Source organism: Marinobacter sp. 1-4A (assembly GCF_016597725.1).
Lineage (GTDB): Bacteria > Pseudomonadota > Gammaproteobacteria > Pseudomonadales > Oleiphilaceae > Marinobacter.
In genome coordinates this window covers 1-16,353 of the sequence record NZ_VCGY01000013.1, presented here as the reverse complement: position 1 = coordinate 16,353, position 16,353 = coordinate 1, and the positions used below count along the sequence as shown (strand labels likewise).

Below are 16,353 nucleotides of genomic sequence, written 5' to 3'. Positions count from 1 at the left end.
GCAATACACCTACGTTCTCGCCTGCACGACCTTCGTCCAGAAGCTTACGGAACATTTCAACACCGGTGCAGACAGTCTTGACGGTATCCTTGATACCAACAATCTCAACTTCTTCACCCACTTTAACGATACCGCGCTCTACTCGACCGGTTACAACCGTACCACGACCAGAGATAGAGAACACATCCTCAATCGGCAGCAGGAACGGCAGATCGATTGCACGCTCAGGCTCAGGGATGTAGTCGTCCAGAGCCTCTACCAGCTTCTTAACAGCGGTAGTACCCATTTCGTTGTCGTCTTTACCCTGCAGAGCCATCAACGCAGAGCCGGTGATGATTGGCGTATCGTCACCCGGGAAGTCGTACGCGCTCAACAGTTCGCGAACTTCCATCTCTACCAGCTCAAGCAGCTCTTCGTCGTCAACCATGTCCGCTTTGTTCAGGAACACAACGATGTAAGGAACGCCTACCTGACGGGACAGCAGGATGTGCTCACGCGTCTGCGGCATTGGGCCGTCAGCTGCCGAGCAAACCAGAATCGCACCGTCCATCTGGGCCGCACCAGTGATCATGTTCTTAACATAGTCAGCGTGGCCCGGGCAGTCTACGTGTGCGTAGTGACGGGTTGGAGAATCGTACTCAACGTGGGAGGTCGCGATGGTGATACCACGCGCACGCTCTTCCGGTGCGTTATCGATCTGATCGAATGCACTCGCAGAACCCGTACCCCAAACTTCGTGACACACACGAGTCAGAGCAGCGGTCAGAGTCGTTTTACCATGGTCTACGTGACCAATGGTGCCCACGTTCAGGTGTGGCTTAAGACGCTCAAATTTAGATTTAGACACAGTTACACCTCTTCCTGTTTCTTAAGTCCTGGGTATCAACCCTTATTAATGATTGCTTCGGCAATATTGTTTGGCGCTTCCGCGTACCGCGAAAACTCCATTGCGTAAGACGCACGACCCTGAGTGGCAGAGCGCAAGTCCGTCGCATAACCGAACATTTCCGACAACGGAACCTCAGCGCGTACAATCTTGCCCGCGACGCCGTCGTCCATACCCTGAATCAGGCCACGACGGCGGTTCAAATCACCGACCACGTCACCCATATAGTCTTCAGGCGTTACAACCTCGACTTTCATCATTGGCTCAAGCAGTGCAGGATTCGCTTCCAATGCACCCTTCTTCATTGCCATGGACCCCGCGACCTTAAACGCCATCTCGTTGGAGTCTACGTCGTGGTATGAACCATCGTACAAGGTTGCCTTGATACCCAGCAGCGGATAGCCGGCCAGACAGCCGTTTTGCATCTGCTCCGAGATACCCTGCTGAACCGCTGGTATGTATTCCTTGGGAACTGCACCACCAACGATTTCATTGACAAAGATGAAGTTCTCGCCATCTTCTACATCCAAAGGCAGCGGATCAATTCGGACCTTAACGTGTCCATACTGACCACGACCACCCGACTGACGAACAAACTTACCTTCTACATCCACAGACTTGCGGATACACTCACGATAAGCCACTTGCGGCTTACCGATATTTGCCTCAACCTTAAACTCACGACGCATACGGTCTACGAGGATATCGAGGTGAAGCTCACCCATACCAGAAATAATGGTCTGGCCGGTTTCTTCATCGGTGCGCACACGGAATGATGGATCTTCCTGAGCCAACTTGCCCAGAGCCACACCCATCTTTTCCTGATCCGCCTTCGACTTGGGCTCAACTGCAACCGAAATAACCGGCTCAGGGAACTCCATACGCTCAAGAATAATCTTGTGATTTTCGTCGCACAGAGTATCACCCGTGGTGACGTTTTTAAGGCCGATCGCCGCTGCGATATCGCCGGCCAAAACCTCTTTGATTTCTTCCCGGTCGTTAGCGTGCATTTGAACCATACGGCCCACACGCTCTTTCTTACCCTTTACAGAGTTGAACACCGAACTACCGGATTCTAGCTTGCCGGAGTAAACACGGAAGAAGGTCAAAGAACCAACGAATGGGTCTGTTGCTATCTTAAACGCCAAAGCTGCGAACGGAGCATCGTCATCAACCGGACGAGTTTCTTCCTTTCCATCCTCATCGACTTCACCGCGAATAGCCTTAACTTCATCCGGAGCAGGCAGGTATTCAATAACGGCGTCTAGCACTGCAGGTACGCCCTTGTTCTTGAACGCCGACCCACAGCAAGCCAAGACAATCTCGTTGGCAAGAGTACGCGCGCGCAAGCCCGCCTTAATCTCTTCAAGAGAAAGCTCACCACCTTCGAGATACTTTTCCATGTACTCTTCGTTGGCTTCCGCAGCAGCCTCGACCAACGCTTCACGATACTTGGCAACCTCGTCAACCATATCCGCAGGAACTTCGTCCTCACGGTAGGTCATACCTAGATCGTCATCGCTCCAGTAGATTGCTTTGCCGCGAAGAAGATCAACAACGCCAGCGAACTGATCTTCCGACCCAATGGGCAACTGCAGCGCAACCGGTGTGGCACCAAGGCGCGTCTTAATCTGCTGAACTACACGCAGGAAGTCCGCACCTGCACGGTCCATCTTGTTGACGAACACCATGCGAGGCACTTCGTACTTGTTGGCCTGACGCCATACGGTTTCAGACTGCGGCTCAACACCAGATGAACCGCAAAATACTACAACGGCCCCATCAAGAACCCGCAGCGAGCGCTCAACTTCAATTGTAAAGTCAACGTGGCCCGGAGTATCAATTATGTTGATACGGTGCTCGTCGAACTGCTTATCCATACCCTGCCAGAACGTAGTTACAGCAGCAGAAGTGATGGTAATACCACGCTCCTGCTCTTGCTCCATCCAGTCAGTGGTGGACGCGCCATCATGGGTCTCGCCCATTTTATGGCTACGACCGGTGTAATAAAGAATACGCTCGGTCGTTGTGGTTTTGCCCGCATCAACGTGCGCACAGATACCAATGTTTCTGTAACGTTTAATCGGAGTTTTGCGTGCCACTGTATAAACCTCGGCTGTTTAGAAACGGAAGTGAGAGAAGGCTTTGTTAGCTTCTGCCATGCGGTGTACGTCTTCACGCTTCTTAACAGCGGCACCTTTGCTGTCAGCGGCATCAAGAATTTCACCAGCCAGACGCTGCGCCATGGATTTCTCGCCACGCTTCCGTGAAAATTCTACGAGCCAGCGCATTGCCAGCGCATTCTGACGGGAAGGCCGTACTTCTACGGGAACCTGGTAGGTAGCACCACCTACGCGACGGGACTTAACCTCAACCATCGGCTGGATGTTTTCCAGGGCCTTCTCGAACATCTCGATTGGCTCGTCTTTTGACTTCTCGGCAACAATTGTCAAAGCGCCGTATACAATACGCTCTGCAACCGCTTTCTTACCGCTTTCCATCACGTGGTTGATGAACTTGGCAAGACGCGCACTACCGAATTTCGGATCCGGGATAATCTCCCGCTTAGCTGCAACTCTTCTTCTAGGCATCGATAAGCCCTTATATAATTAAAGGTCTTCAGGAACCCCTGAGATAGCCGGCGGCTACTCAGCCTTACTCTTACCGTTCTGACAAGCAACGATAAAAGACACTCTTTCGGCACATTACGACTTAGGTCGTTTAGCACCGTATTTGGAACGACCCTGCTTACGGTTCTGCACACCTTGGGTATCCAGAGTTCCGCGAACAGTGTGGTAGCGCACACCCGGAAGGTCTTTAACTCGACCGCCACGGATCAGCACAACACTATGCTCCTGAAGGTTATGGCCTTCACCACCAATGTACGAGGAAACCTCGAAGCCGTTGGTCAGACGAACACGGCACACTTTACGCAATGCTGAGTTCGGCTTCTTCGGCGTTGTGGTATACACACGAGTACATACACCACGGCGCTGAGGACAAGCTTGAAGAGCAGGAACATCGCTCTTGGCTGCCTTGCGCTTACGAGGCTTACGCACCAACTGATTAATCGTTGCCATGTAAGCAAACTCCAAAAAACCATATCAATGAAACTTACCCCCAATGAAGGGGGTAAAATTAAGGGTCGCAAGTTTAAGCCCGCGACCCCGCACAGTCAAGATGACTGTTCTCTTTTTAACCACCTCCGAGTAAGTAACTACACGGAGGTGGTGCACCGGACTCAACCTCCGCGGTTGAGTTCTGCGCTCAGAGCTTCTTCAACATCGGCCGCTGTCACGCCCTGCTCTTCCAGCTCGCGTTTACGTCGACGCTCCGCATGATAAGCCAAGCCCGTTCCCGCTGGAATCAGACGGCCCACCACTACGTTTTCTTTCAGGCCGCGCAAGTAATCGCGCTTTCCGGTAACCGCACCCTCGGTAAGCACCCGAGTGGTCTCCTGGAACGAAGCTGCCGAGATGAACGACTCAGTTGCCAAGGATGCTTTAGTGATACCCAGCAACAAGCGCTCAAACCTTGCGGGTTCTTTATCCGCAGCAAGAGCTTTTTCGTTCTCTTCCAACAACTTGGTAATCTCAAGCTGATCGCCCGACAACAATTCCGTATCACCGGGATCGGTTACTTCAACCTTGCGCAACATCTGACGGACGATAACCTCAATGTGTTTGTCGTTTATGACAACACCCTGAAGGCGATAAACATCCTGAATTTCGTTGGTGATGTACTTCGCCAACTCCACTACACCCAACAGGCGCAAAATATCGTGCGGATTGGATGGACCGTCAGAGATTACTTCGCCCTTCTCAACAGTTTCGCCTTCGAACACGTTCATTTGGCGATGCTTGGGAATCAGAACCTCATAAGGATCTGCATCCTTGGGCGTAATAACCAGACGCTTCTTGCCTTTGGTTTCCTTACCGAAGGACACCATGCCGCTGATTTCAGCAAGAATGGACGACTCTTTCGGCCGACGGGCTTCAAACAGATCGGCAACCCGTGGCAAACCACCGGTAATGTCTCGTGTTTTCGAGCTCGCCTGTGGAATACGTGCAACCACATCGCCCAGCTCGATACGTGCGCCGTTCGCCATGGTTACCAGAGCATTCGCTGGCATGAAGAAAATTGCCGCGCCACCACCCGGAAGATCAACGTCGTTTCCTGACTCATCAACCATCTGGATTGCGGGGCGAATATCCTTACCGGCCGCCGGACGTTCCTTCGGATCGATGATCTCCATGGTCGACAAACCAGTGAGTTCGTCGGTTTGGGTACGCACAGTAATACCCTGATCCATGTTGACAAACTTCGCCGTGCCTTCCGCTTCCGCGATGATAGGGTGAGTGTGTGGATCCCACTTGGCAACCACAACACCAGCCTCAACCACATCGCCATTCTTAACCGACAGGACCGCGCCGTATGGAAGCTTATACCACTCCCTCTCACGACCCTGATCATCGGCAATAGCCAATGCAGAAGAACGAGAGATAACAACTAGAGAGCCATCACTCTTCTCAAGCGACTTAAGGTTGTGCAGACGTACAGTACCACCGTGCTTCACCTGAACATTGTCTACGGCAGAAGCACGACTTGCAGCACCACCAATGTGGAAGGTCCGCATCGTCAACTGAGTGCCCGGCTCACCGATAGACTGCGCAGCAATAACACCTACCGCTTCCCCGACATTAACTCGGTGACCACGGGCCAAATCACGACCGTAGCACTTAGAACAGATACCGTGGCGAGTTTCACAGGTGATCGCTGAGCGAACCCACACCTCGTCCACACCAGCACCTTCGAGCTCTTCGATTGTTTTTTCATCCAGCAGCGTGCCCGCTGCAACAACCGCGTTATCTTTATCCGTAGGCGTAAAGGTATCACGGGCCGTCACTCGACCTAGAACACGGTCACCCAAAGGTACGACCACGTCACCGCCTTCGATGTGCGGTGTCATGAGCAGACCTTCTTCGGTTCCGCAATCCACTTCGGTAACAACCAAATCCTGAGATACATCCACCAGACGCCGCGTCAAATAACCGGAGTTAGCGGTCTTCAGTGCGGTGTCTGCCAGACCCTTACGGGCACCGTGGGTCGAGATAAAGTACTGAAGTACGTTCAGGCCTTCTCGGAAGTTCGCGGTGATCGGCGTTTCGATGATTGAACCATCGGGCTTCGCCATCAGGCCACGCATACCGGCCAGCTGACGAATCTGGGCAGCGGAGCCCCGTGCGCCCGAGTCCGCCATCATGTAGACGGAGTTGAAGGACTCTTGCATCAGGTCTTCGCCGTCTTCACCCTTAACAGGCTTTCCATCGGGCCCTATCACTTTCTCTTTAGCCAAACGCTGCATCATGGCCTTGGAGACCTTGTCATTAGCGCGTGACCAAATATCGATAACCTTGTTGTACTTCTCGCCCTGAGTCAAAAGACCTGACGCGTACTGAGTTTCGATATCCTTTACTTCTTGCGAAGCCGCATCCACGAGCTCGTACTTCTCTGGCGGGATTTCAAAGTCGTTGAAGCCGATCGAGATACCGGAAACCGTGGCATACTGATAGCCCGTATACATGAGCTGATCTGCAAAAATAACGGTTTCTTTTAGCCCGGCGTCGCGGTAGCAAGTGTTGATAAGGTTCGAGATTGCCTTCTTGACCATTGGCTTATTAACCAGATCGTAGGAAAGGCCATCGGGAACGATATCAAACAACAAGGCGCGACCAACCGTGGTGTCCACGATCTTGTACTCTTCAGTACGCTCACCGTTCTCAAGGATCGCAACTTCTTTTACGCGCACTTTAACGATGGCTTGCAGATCAACCTGACCGGCGCCGTAAGCACGATGAGCCTCTTTTACGTCCGCAAACACCATGCCCTCACCAAGCGCACTTTTACGCTCCCGGGTCATGTAGTAAAGCCCGAGTACAACGTCCTGAGACGGCACAATGATTGGCTCACCGTTTGCGGGCGACAGAATGTTGTTGGTAGACATCATCAACGCACGGGCTTCCAACTGGGCTTCCAGCGTCAGCGGTACGTGTACCGCCATCTGGTCACCATCGAAGTCGGCGTTATAGGCGGCACAAACCAACGGGTGCAGCTGGATTGCCTTACCTTCGATCAATACCGGCTCAAATGCCTGAATGCCCAAGCGGTGCAGTGTCGGCGCGCGGTTAAGCATGATCGGGTGCTGACGAATAACTTCGTCAAGAATATCCCAAACCACACCTTCTTCACGCTCGACCATTTTCTTCGCAGCTTTGATGGTCGTGGCCAAACCACGGTGTTCAAGCTTTGAGAAAATGAACGGCTTAAACAGCTCAAGGGCCATTTTCTTCGGCAGTCCACACTGATGTAGGCGCAGGTATGGACCTACAACAATAACGGAACGGCCGGAATAGTCGACCCGCTTACCGAGAAGGTTCTGACGGAAACGACCCTGCTTACCCTTGATCATATCAGCAAGAGATTTGAGCGGGCGCTTGTTCGTGCCAGTTATGGCGCGACCGCGGCGGCCGTTGTCCAGCAGAGCATCTACCGCTTCCTGCAGCATGCGCTTTTCGTTGCGCACGATGATATCCGGAGCGTTCAACTCAAGCAGACGCTTGAGGCGGTTATTCCGGTTGATAACGCGGCGGTACAGATCGTTCAGGTCGGACGTCGCAAAACGACCACCATCCAATGGCACCAGTGGGCGTAGATCTGGCGGAAGAACCGGCAGAACAGTCATAACCATGTCGCCCGGCTTATTGCCGGAGTACAGGAAGGCCTCAAGTATTTTCAGGCGCTTACTGAACTTTTTAATTTTAGTTTCGGAGTTGGTCTGAGGAATTTCTTCCCGCAGCAGGTCAACTTGCTCTTGCAGGTCAATGCCTTCAAGCAGCTCCTTGACAGCTTCAGCACCCATACGGGCATCAAACTCGTCTCCAAACTCTTCCAGAGCTTCGTAGTACTGCTCATCATTGAGCAGTTGCCCGCGCTCGAGCGTGGTCATACCTGGATCGATCACAATGAACGATTCAAAGTAAAGCACTCGCTCAATATCACGCAAGGTCATATCCAGCATCAGACCGATACGGGATGGCAATGACTTAAGGAACCATATATGAGCGACCGGGCTGGCCAATTCAATATGGCCCATGCGTTCACGACGCACACTTGCCAATGCAACTTCAACGCCACACTTCTCGCAAATAACACCGCGATGCTTGAGGCGCTTGTACTTGCCGCACAGACACTCGTAATCCTTGATTGGGCCGAAAATCTTGGCACAGAAAAGGCCGTCGCGCTCAGGCTTGAACGTACGGTAGTTGATGGTCTCAGGCTTCTTTACTTCACCAAAGGACCAGGAACGGATCATGTCCGGTGATGCCAACCCAATACGGATTGCATCAAATTCCTTACTTTGGTTCTGGCTCTTGAGAAGATTCAGCAAATCTTTCATCAGTAAAAGCTCCGGATGGCGTTAATCTCGGGCGGGCACACCAGGTACCCGCTCACGCTGCCAAAAACAATTCGGCTCACTCAGATTCCAGCTCGATGTCGATACCCAGCGAACGGATCTCCTTGACAAGAACGTTGAAGGATTCCGGCATGCCGGGTTCCATGCGATGATCACCATCGACAATATTCTTGTACATCTTGGTCCGACCGTTCACGTCATCAGACTTAACGGTAAGCATTTCCTGCAACGTATACGCTGCACCGTAAGCCTCGAGGGCCCACACTTCCATCTCACCGAAACGCTGACCACCGAACTGCGCCTTACCACCCAGCGGCTGCTGGGTAACCAGGCTATAAGAACCGGTGGAACGGGCGTGCATCTTGTCATCGATCAAGTGGTTGAGCTTGAGGATATACATATACCCTACTGTCACCGGGCGATCGAAGGCGTCCCCTGTGCGGCCGTCGTAAAGCTTGGTCTGGCCGGTTGTACTCAGGCCTGCAAGCTCAAGCATATGCTTGACTTCCGATTCCTTGGCACCATCAAACACTGGCGTGGCCATAGGAACGCCACCTCGCAGGTTGTGGCACATCTCGAGGATTTCCTTATCGCTCAGGGAATCCAAGTCCACCTTGAACACTTCATCAGAGTGGTTATAGATCTCATCAAGAAGTTTGCGCAGTTCGGCCACTTTGCGCTGCTCATCAAGCATTTTGCTGATGCGCTCGCCCAAGCCCTTGGCGGCGGCACCCAGATGAGTCTCAAGAACCTGACCAACGTTCATTCGCGATGGAACACCCAAGGGGTTCAGAACGATATCAACGGTATTGCCGAACTCGTCGTAAGGCATATCTTCAATCGGCTTAACCGCCGAGATAACACCCTTGTTACCGTGACGACCCGCCATCTTGTCGCCTGGCTGGATCCGGCGCTTGATAGCAAGGTAAACCTTAACGATTTTTAGCACACCTGGTGCAAGGTCGTCGCCCTGCTGAAGCTTGCCCTTTTTGTCGTCAAAGCGCGCTTCATGCTCTTTCGTGCGCTCTTCCAGACCCTGCTCAGACTTCTCCAGCAACTCATTCAGGCTCTCGTCCTGCATGCGAAGCTTGAACCAGTCAGAACGAGGCAACTCAGCCAAGTAACCTTCATCAAGGCTTGCGCCTTTTTTCAGACCAGGACCACTGATGACTTGCTGACCTTTCAACGCATTCAGCAAACGCTCGAAGGTCGCTCCTTCAACAATGCGGTATTCATCTTTAAGGTCCTTGCGATATTGGTTCAGCTGCTCTTTTTCAATTGACTGAGCGCGCTGATCCTTCTCGATACCATCACGGGTAAATACCTGAACGTCGATTACAGTACCGCGGGTGCCTGTCGGCACTCGGGAGGAGGTATCTTTTACGTCAGAAGCTTTCTCACCAAAGATAGCCCTCAGCAGCTTTTCCTCCGGAGTCAGCTGGGTTTCACCTTTCGGTGTAACCTTACCTACCAGTATGTCGCCAGGCCCTACTTCAGCACCAATGTATACAATGCCGGACTCATCCAGCTTAGACAGCGCGCTCTCACCGACGTTCGGAATATCAGCGGTGATTTCTTCGCTACCCAACTTAGTATCGCGAGCCACACAGGTTAGTTCCTGAATGTGGATAGTGGTAAGGCGATCTTCCTGCACCACTTTCTCGGAAATAAGGATGGAGTCCTCAAAGTTATAACCGTTCCAAGGCATAAACGCGATGCGCATGTTCTGACCAAGGGCAAGCTCACCAAGATCAACCGATGGGCCATCCGCCAATACGTCACCACGGGCAATCTCATCACCCTGACGAACGATGGAGCGCTGATTTATGCAGGTGTTCTGGTTAGATCGGGTGTACTTGGTGAGGTTATAAATATCCACACCAGCATCACCGGCTTCGGTTTCTTCGTTGTTAACACGTACAACGATTCTGGCCGCATCGACACTCTCGATAACACCACCACGACGAGCTGTCACGCAGACACCCGAGTCCTGAGCAACGGTGCGCTCAACACCGGTTCCCACCAAAGGCACCTGCGAGCGCAGCGTTGGTACCGCTTGACGTTGCATGTTCGCGCCCATGAGAGCCCGGTTAGCGTCGTCGTGTTCAAGGAACGGAATCAATGAAGCAGCAACAGATACAACCTGACGCGGCGAAACATCCATGAAGTTAACGCTTTCAGGAGGCATAACCGTGGTTTCGTTCTGGTGACGCACGGTTACCAACTCATCCGTCAAACGCATGCCATCATCGACGGCCGCACTGGCCTGAGCGATAACGTAATTACTTTCTTCAATAGCCGATAGATACACAAGCTCGTCGGTAACCAAGCCGTCGACCACCTTTCTATACGGACTCTCAAGGAAGCCGTAAGAGTTGGCACGGGCATAGGTAGCCAGCGAGTTTATGAGGCCGATGTTCGGACCTTCTGGCGTCTCAATCGGGCATACACGACCATAGTGTGTCGGGTGTACGTCGCGAACCTCGAAACCGGCGCGCTCACGTGTCAGGCCACCAGGCCCCAACGCCGAAATACGACGCTTGTGAGTCACTTCGGACAGCGGATTGTTCTGGTCCATAAACTGAGACAGTTGGCTGGAACCAAAGAATTCTTTAACCGCAGCCGCAACCGGCTTGGCGTTGATCAAATCCTGAGGCATCAAGCCTTCGCTCTCTGCGAGACTCAGGCGCTCGCGCACAGCTCGCTCAACACGCACCAAACCTACACGGAACTGGTTCTCAGCCATCTCACCTACGCAGCGAACACGACGATTACCAAGGTTGTCAATGTCGTCAACGCTACCCTGACCGTTACGGATATCAATCAGCGTTTTCAGAACATCAATGATATCTTCGTGGGTAAGCGTGCCTTCACCGGTACTCTCTTCACGGCGCAGGCGACGATTAAGCTTCATGCGACCGACTGCAGAGAGATCATAACGCTCTTCGGAGAAGAACAGGTTATTGAACAGGTTCTCTGCTGAATCTTTGGTGGGGGGCTCGCCAGGGCGCATCATGCGGTAGATTTCTACCAGAGCCTCAAGCGGACTGCGTGTCGGGTCGATACGCAGGGTATCAGACATAAACGGTCCGCAATCCAGATCGTTGGTATAAAGCGTCTCGATCTCTTTTACGCCAGCGTCCAGAATTGTTTTCACAACCTCTTCACTCAGCTCAGTGTTGCACTCAACCAACACTTCACCACTGGCTTTGTCCACCATATCTTTGGCTAGAACGCGGCCGTAGAGATACTCAGTGGGTACCTCTAGCTCGTTGATGCCTGCTTTTTCCAGCTGCTTGATATGGCGAGCGGTGATTCGACGCCCTTCTTCCACGATCAGCTTGCCTTCGTTGTCTTTGATATCAAATGTCGCGATATCGCCACGAAGACGGCTTGGGACCAACTCCAGCTTGCAAGTTTCAGCGCCCAGCTTGAACTTACTCGTATCAAAGAACATCTCCAGCATTTGCTCGGAGGTGTAGCCGAGCGCCCGCAGGAGGATCGACGCTGGCAACTTGCGTCGACGGTCAATCCGAACGAAAACGGAATCCTTCGGATCAAATTCGAAATCGAGCCAGGACCCGCGGTAAGGAATAACCCTGGCCGAATACAATAGCTTACCGGAGGAGTGGGTTTTCCCTTTATCATGATCAAAGAACACACCGGGAGAGCGGTGGAGCTGGGAAACAATTACACGCTCGGTACCGTTGATAACGAAGGTACCGTTCTCGGTCATCAGGGGCATTTCGCCCATGTAGACTTCCTGTTCTTTGATGTCCTTAATCGCCTTGTTAGACGATTCCCTATCATAAATGATAAGGCGAACCTTAACTCTCAGCGGCGCCGCATACGTTACGCCCCTAAGCTGGCATTCCTTGACATCGAATACGGGCTCGCCAATGCGGTAGCTCACGTATTCAAGCGCGGCATTGCCAGAATAGCTGGCAATCGGGAATACGGATTTGAATGCTGCGTGAAGACCGGTTTCCCGACGATCTCCAGGTGCGGCTTCCATTTGCAGGAAGTCCCGGAATGAATCCAGCTGAATAGACAGCAAATAGGGGACATCCATCACGGAAGGCAATTTACTAAAATCTTTGCGGATCCGCTTTTTTTCAGTGTAGGAGTAAGTCATCTGCATTCCCCAGCTTTAGACCTGATACCTTGTATCAAGAAGCAACCAATGTTCTGCTTCGGGGCCGAATTGCTCGGCTTATCGCGCCGTCTTGAACAAAGACTCTGGTAATCGATAACAGATCTGAAGCAACCCGCAAACGAACACCAGACTCTATAGCATATACAACAGAAAAAGGCCGGTGGCACAAAGCCACCAGCCTGTCTACGCTTATCGCGCAGTTTCGATCAACAGCCGACTCTTACTTAAGCTCAACAGAAGCGCCTGCTTCCTCAAGCTTCTTCTTGCCTTCTTCAGCGTCTGCTTTGCTCGCAGCTTCCTTGATAGTGGAAGGCGCGCCGTCAACCAGTTCCTTAGCTTCTTTCAGACCCAGGCCGGTCAGTTCACGAACAGCCTTGATAACGTTAACCTTCTTCTCGCCAACGCCGGTCAGAACAATATCAAACTCGGTCTGCTCTTCAGCAGCGCCCGCGTCACCACCAGCAGCGGCAGGAGCAGCAGCAACAGCAGCTGCGGCAGATACGCCGAACTTCTCTTCCATTGCTTCAACTAGCGCAACAACGTCCATTACGCTCATTTCTGCAATCGCGTTCAAAATGTCTTCGTTAGACAGAGCCATGACTTTCTCCCAAAAAATTAAATATGGTGTTCAACAGAATCAAGCAGCTTCTTGCTTCTGGTCTCGAACTGCCGCAACGGCGCGGGTCACTTTCGAAGGAACTTCGTTCAGTGTCCGTGCCAGCTTGGTGATTGGTGCCTGTGTTACCGCAGCCAGCATCGTCAACGCTTCGTGACGTGTCGGCAGCTTGGCTAGACGATCGATTTGGTCTGCGCCCATCAGCTCACCGCCGACTGCCAGTCCTTTAATTTCGAATGCGTCTTTCTCTTTAGCGAAATCCTTCAGCAGGCGCGCAGCCGCTCCCGGATCTTCCATAGAGAATGCCAAAATGGTTGGGCCGACCAGAACCTCATCAATGCACTCAAACTCAGTACCGCGAATGGCAATCTTAGCCAGGTTGTTACGAACAACCTTCAGACGCACATTCTCGGCACGAGCTTTGGCACGCAGAGCCGTCATATCACCAGAGGTGACACCACGGTAGTCAGCCAAAACCACAGACAGAGCACCACCGGCAGTCTCGTTGACTTCAGCGACGATCGCTTTCTTGTCTTCGAGTCTAATTGCCACTGGATTTCTCCTCGATTTCGCCGGGGGTATTCCCGGCAAACCCATCATTGCCCCGAAAGCATCACACTGCTTTCTTGAGGCGCCTTAACGGTGTTTGGGTTCAGAGAGAACGTCTTCACACCGTCTGCGCAGGCGTTGCTTTAACCCTTTCAGTCAGAAGACTTCAGGGGCCTGCGGTCTTTGACAGCCTTGGCTTCCGCCTAGACTACAAAGTAACTATCGATCAAAAAATCAGATATCTAGACCATTCTGATCGATAGTCAGGCCAGGACCCATGGTCGACGACAGCGTGATCTTTTTGAGATACACACCTTTCGCAGACGACGGCTTGGCCTTTTTCAGATCTGCCACAAGAGACTCAAGGTTTTCTTTAATGCTCTGTGCAGAGAATTCAACGTTACCCAACGGCGAATGAATGATGCCGTTTTTGTCTGTGCGGTAGCGAACCTGACCCGCCTTGGCGTTTTTGACTGCTGTCTCAACGTCAGGGGTAACAGTACCGACTTTGGGGTTGGGCATCAGGCCACGGGGCCCAAGAATTTGACCCAACTGACCAACAACACGCATAGCGTCTGGAGTGGCAATAACCACGTCGAAATCCATGTTGCCCTTTTTGACCTCTTCCGCGAGATCGTCCATTCCGACAATATCGGCTCCCGCAGCAGTTGCCTTCTCGGCATTCGCACCCTGAGTAAACACTGCTACACGAACGGTCTTACCCGTACCGTGAGGCAACACGGTGCTGCTACGAACTACCTGATCCGATTTACGTGCATCAACACCAAGATTGATAGCAACGTCCACGGACTCTTTAAACTTTACGCTTTGACCCAGCTCAACCAGCAACGATACCGCCTCGTCAACCGAATAAGAACGAGTCGAGTCAACCTTTTCACGAATAAGCTTCTGACGCTTGCTCATCTTTGACATGTTACACGCCCTCCACGGTCAGGCCCATGCTGCGGGCTGTTCCAGCAATGGTACGAACCGCTGCGTCCATATCGGCAGCAGTCAGGTCCGGCTCTTTGGTCTTGGCGATTTCTTCGAGCTGCTCACGAGTCACCTTACCAACCTTTTCAGTATTCGGGCGCCCAGAGCCGCTCTTCACACCAGCAGCCTTCTTGAGAAGGACCGGAGCAGGAGGCGTTTTGGTAATAAACGTAAAGCTACGATCGCTATATACGGTAATCACTGTAGGTATCGGCAGACCGGCTTCCATGTCTTGGGTCTGGGCATTGAACGCCTTACAGAACTCCATGATGTTCACGCCACGCTGGCCCAATGCTGGACCAACAGGGGGGCTCGGGTTGGCCTTACCGGCAGCAACCTGAAGCTTAATATATGCTTCTATCTTTTTAGCCATAAAAATACTCCTATGGGTTCAAGCGCCTTTCGGCTCCCCGTTGCAGACACAAAAAGCCCGCAACGCAAAAGCGCGCGAGCCTTCCGATTATAAGCTACTGCTCAGTCTTTCTCGACCTGACCAAACTCCAACTCTACGGGAGTTGAGCGACCAAAGATCAAAACAGCAACTTTGACACGACTCTTGTCGTAGTCAACTTCCTCAACCACGCCATTGAAATCCGCAAACGGACCTTCAATCACGCGAACAACCTCACCCGGCTCAAACAACGTCTTGGGCTTGGGCTTATCCACGCCACTCTCAACACGGCGCAAGATCGCCTCAGCCTCACGCTCTGTGATGGGAGCTGGCTTATCCTTAGTCCCACCAATAAAGCCAAGAACTCTCGGCGTATTCTTTACAAGATGCCACGTGCCATCGTCCATCTCCATTTGAACCAGCACGTACCCAGGATAGAACTTACGCTCACTCTTGCGCTTTTTCCCGTCACGCATCTCAACAACTTCTTCGGTAGGAACCAGAATTTCACCAAACTGGTCTTCCATACCTTCAAGCGCAATCCGCTCTATGAGAGTGCGCATCACGTGCTTTTCATAGCCAGAATACGCATGAACCACGTACCAGCGCTTAGCCATTGCCCACTCCTGTTAACCTATGAATCCGGCGACCAGCCAACTGATTATCGAATCCATGCCCCACAGCAATAGGGACACAACCAGTACAAAAACCACAACAATAACCGTGGTCTGAACCAGTTCTGGCCTGGTGGGCCATACCACCTTCCGGATCTCGACACGAGCCTCCTTAAGGAGAGTCGCGAACCGTCGCCCGCGATCTGTCTGCAAAGCCACTAAGGCCGCAACAATCGCCAGAGCAACAAGAGCCAGAACCCGATACAACAAAGACTCGGCGCTGAAATATTGATTACCAACAACACCAACGGCAATCAGCACAAACACAACCAACCACTTCACTGCATCGAAACGGCTGTTTGACTGAACGGCTTTTGACTCCATGGGAATCAACTTATGTATCCGGATGTTAAAAAAATGGCAGGCCAGGAGGGAATCGAACCCCCAACCTGCGGTTTTGGAGACCGCTGCTCTGCCAATTGAGCTACTGGCCTGCACCGAAACAACTCAGTGCACTTTCTAACAGGCGCACCGACAGGGTGCGCCTGAAAATCGAGCGTATTACTCGAGGATCTTAGCGACGACGCCGGCACCAACGGTACGGCCACCTTCGCGAATCGCGAAGCGCAGACCATCTTCCATGGCGATCGGAGCAATCAGCGTGACTTCCATCT

Annotated in this window: 12 protein-coding genes, 1 tRNA gene and 1 pseudogene; all 14 read right to left on the bottom strand. The window is 52.4% G+C overall.

The genetic code is table 11. The features are described 5' to 3' along the window. The coding region (locus FE845_RS18045; protein WP_200367868.1) for an elongation factor Tu at positions 1-847 on the bottom strand (847 nt) is incomplete at its 3' end. Positions 848-882: 35 nt separating this feature from the next. Then, on the bottom strand, positions 883-2,988 hold the full coding sequence (gene fusA / locus FE845_RS18040) for an elongation factor G (RefSeq protein ID WP_200367858.1): 2,106 nt from the start codon (positions 2,986-2,988) through the stop codon (positions 883-885). Between the two features lie 18 nt (positions 2,989-3,006). Further along, the gene (gene rpsG / locus FE845_RS18035; RefSeq protein WP_200367856.1) at positions 3,007-3,477 is read right to left on the bottom strand and encodes a 30S ribosomal protein S7; all 471 of its coding nucleotides are present in this window, start codon (positions 3,475-3,477) and stop codon (positions 3,007-3,009) included. A 114-nt stretch (positions 3,478-3,591) separates the two neighbouring features. Then, positions 3,592-3,966 (bottom strand): 30S ribosomal protein S12, encoded by a 375-nt coding sequence (rpsL, locus tag FE845_RS18030; protein ID WP_106670730.1) that lies wholly within the window; start codon positions 3,964-3,966, stop codon positions 3,592-3,594. Positions 3,967-4,127: 161 nt separating this feature from the next. Beyond that, entirely contained in the window at positions 4,128-8,342 is a 4,215-nt protein-coding gene (gene rpoC, locus FE845_RS18025) for a DNA-directed RNA polymerase subunit beta' (protein WP_200367845.1), read from the bottom strand. Positions 8,343-8,418: 76 nt separating this feature from the next. After that, on the bottom strand, positions 8,419-12,495 hold the full coding sequence (gene rpoB, locus FE845_RS18020) for a DNA-directed RNA polymerase subunit beta (RefSeq protein ID WP_200367843.1): 4,077 nt from the start codon (positions 12,493-12,495) through the stop codon (positions 8,419-8,421). Between the two features lie 241 nt (positions 12,496-12,736). Beyond that, on the bottom strand, positions 12,737-13,114 hold the full coding sequence (gene rplL, locus FE845_RS18015) for a 50S ribosomal protein L7/L12 (protein ID WP_200367841.1): 378 nt from the start codon (positions 13,112-13,114) through the stop codon (positions 12,737-12,739). A gap of 39 nt (positions 13,115-13,153) precedes the next feature. Next, on the bottom strand, positions 13,154-13,684 hold the full coding sequence (gene rplJ, locus FE845_RS18010; protein WP_200367839.1) for a 50S ribosomal protein L10: 531 nt from the start codon (positions 13,682-13,684) through the stop codon (positions 13,154-13,156). A gap of 231 nt (positions 13,685-13,915) precedes the next feature. Further along, entirely contained in the window at positions 13,916-14,614 is a 699-nt protein-coding gene (gene rplA / locus FE845_RS18005) for a 50S ribosomal protein L1 (RefSeq protein ID WP_200367837.1), read from the bottom strand. Position 14,615: 1 nt separating this feature from the next. Continuing rightward, positions 14,616-15,047, bottom strand: a complete 432-nt coding sequence (rplK, locus tag FE845_RS18000) for a 50S ribosomal protein L11 (RefSeq protein WP_072799871.1) — start codon at positions 15,045-15,047, stop codon at positions 14,616-14,618. Between the two features lie 101 nt (positions 15,048-15,148). Further along, positions 15,149-15,682 carry a transcription termination/antitermination protein NusG gene (gene nusG, locus FE845_RS17995; protein WP_200367835.1) on the bottom strand — a complete coding sequence of 178 codons (534 nt, stop codon included), beginning with the start codon at positions 15,680-15,682 and terminating at the stop codon, positions 15,149-15,151. Between the two features lie 12 nt (positions 15,683-15,694). Beyond that, entirely contained in the window at positions 15,695-16,063 is a 369-nt protein-coding gene (gene secE, locus FE845_RS17990; RefSeq protein ID WP_200367833.1) for a preprotein translocase subunit SecE, read from the bottom strand. A gap of 34 nt (positions 16,064-16,097) precedes the next feature. After that, positions 16,098-16,173, bottom strand: a tRNA-Trp gene (locus FE845_RS17985). A 67-nt stretch (positions 16,174-16,240) separates the two neighbouring features. Then, a pseudogene (locus tag FE845_RS17980) lies at positions 16,241-16,353 on the bottom strand (elongation factor Tu); the annotation flags it as partial.

Excerpts from the sequence above, each read along its gene's own strand:
- rpsG (WP_200367856.1), bottom strand. The coding sequence starts at position 3,477 with ATGCCTAGAAGAAGAGTTGCAGCTAAGCGGGAGATTATCCCGGATCCG.
- rpsL (WP_106670730.1), bottom strand. The coding sequence starts at position 3,966 with ATGGCAACGATTAATCAGTTGGTGCGTAAGCCTCGTAAGCGCAAGGCA.
- rpoC (WP_200367845.1), bottom strand. The coding sequence starts at position 8,342 with ATGAAAGATTTGCTGAATCTTCTCAAGAGCCAGAACCAAAGTAAGGAA.
- rpoB (WP_200367843.1), bottom strand. The coding sequence starts at position 12,495 with ATGACTTACTCCTACACTGAAAAAAAGCGGATCCGCAAAGATTTTAGT.
- rplL (WP_200367841.1), bottom strand. The coding sequence starts at position 13,114 with ATGGCTCTGTCTAACGAAGACATTTTGAACGCGATTGCAGAAATGAGC.
- rplA (WP_200367837.1), bottom strand. The coding sequence starts at position 14,614 with ATGTCAAAGATGAGCAAGCGTCAGAAGCTTATTCGTGAAAAGGTTGAC.
- rplK (WP_072799871.1), bottom strand. The coding sequence starts at position 15,047 with ATGGCTAAAAAGATAGAAGCATATATTAAGCTTCAGGTTGCTGCCGGT.
- nusG (WP_200367835.1), bottom strand. The coding sequence starts at position 15,682 with ATGGCTAAGCGCTGGTACGTGGTTCATGCGTATTCTGGCTATGAAAAG.
- secE (WP_200367833.1), bottom strand. The coding sequence starts at position 16,063 with ATGGAGTCAAAAGCCGTTCAGTCAAACAGCCGTTTCGATGCAGTGAAG.